Origin of the sequence: Neoroseomonas rubea (assembly GCF_016106015.1) — a bacterium.
Taxonomy (GTDB): Bacteria; Pseudomonadota; Alphaproteobacteria; order Acetobacterales; family Acetobacteraceae; genus Neoroseomonas; species Neoroseomonas rubea.
Genome location: NZ_JACADQ010000574.1, coordinates 1 through 1,432, shown reverse-complemented (window position 1 = coordinate 1,432; position 1,432 = coordinate 1). Strand labels below are relative to the sequence as shown.

Annotated in this window: 1 protein-coding gene and 1 pseudogene; both read right to left on the bottom strand. The window is 74.0% G+C overall.

Annotated elements, in window-relative coordinates:
* Positions 1–261: pseudogene (locus HW577_RS24985) on the bottom strand (hypothetical protein); the annotation flags it as partial.
* On the bottom strand, positions 261–1,432 hold a 1,172-nt coding region (locus HW577_RS24980), incomplete at its 5' end, for an FHIPEP family type III secretion protein (RefSeq protein WP_198378791.1). The pseudogene HW577_RS24985 and the gene HW577_RS24980, both read right to left, overlap by 1 nt.

Genomic DNA, 1,432 nt, shown 5'->3' with positions numbered 1-1,432 from the left:
CGCCGCGGCAAGGCTGGGCGGGGCGTTGTGGAAGGCGAGGGGGCCGGTGACGGGCGCCGCCGGCGGCGCGGCGGTCGGCAGCGTGGCGATCGCGGCGGCGGGCGGGATCAGCACCGGCTCCTCGGCCTCCAGCGCCGCGGTGATCTCGACGCCGCCGCCGGCGCGGCGCGTGTCGAGGATGACCGCCTCCTCGCCGAGTTCCTCGCGCAGCATTGCCATCGCGTCGGCCATGCGCGCGGCACGGAAGACCCGGATGCGCATCAGAGGCTACCTACCGTGCGGATGCGCGCGCGCGGGTGGATCTCGGTATGCGCGAGCACCATGGTGGAGGGGCGGAAGCGTTCGACGATCGCGCGCACATGCGGGCGGATCGGGCCCGAGCAGACCAGCGCCGGCTGTTCCCCCGCCGCGGTCGCTGCATCGAAGACGGCGCGGATGCGCTCCATGAACTCCGACAGGCGCGACGGCGCCATGGCCAGCTGGCGCTCCTCCGGCGGGCCGATCAGCGCCTCGGTGAAGGCGACTTCCCAATCGGCTGTCAGCGTCACCATGGGCACGTAGCCCTGCGGGCCGCGCGCCGCGTCCGACAATTGCCGCGCCAGCCGCACACGCACGATGGCGAGGATGCCCGGCACCGTCCGCGCGCCCGCCGCGCAGGCTTCCTGGATGCCTTCGAGGATGGTCGGCAGGTCGCGGATGGACACGCGCTCGGACAGCAGAGCCTGCAGCACGCGCTGGATGCCACCGACGCCGATCTGCTGAGGCACCAGGTCGGCGACCAGCTTGCGGTGCTCGGCCGGCAGGTCGTCGAGCAGCTTCTGCGTCTCGGCGAAGGAGAGCAGCTCGGCCATGTTCTCCCGCACCAGCTCGGTGATGTGGGTCGCGACGACGCCCGCCGCGTCCACCACGGTGCAGCCGCGGGCCAGCGCTTCCTCCCGCCGCGCTTCCTCGATCCACAGGGCGGGCAGGCCGAAGGTGGGCTCGTTGCAGCGCTCGCCGGGCAGGTTCGGCACGCCACCCGTCGGGTCGATCGCGAGGAGCAGGGGCGGGCGCAGCTGGCCGCGGCCGGCCTCGATCTCCTTCACCCGGATCGCATAGGTGTCGGGCGCGAGGGAGAGGTTGTCCTGGATGCGGACGGAGGGCAGCACGAAGCCCATCTCCTGCGCGATGGACCGGCGCAGGCCCTTGATCTGCTCGGTCAGCCGGGGCGCGTCGCCGGCGGCCAGAGACAGGAGGCCGTAGCCGAGTTCGAGCCGCAGCAGGTCGATGCGCAGCGCATCGGCGATCGGCGCATCGCCCGGGGGCGGCGGCAACTCCGGCGGCGGCGGCGGCGCGTTCGCCGCGCGGTGCTTGGCCCAGGCGCCGGCACCCGCGGCGCCCGCCAGCGCGAGGAAGGGCAGCAGCGGCATCCCCGGCATCAGCGCCATGAAGC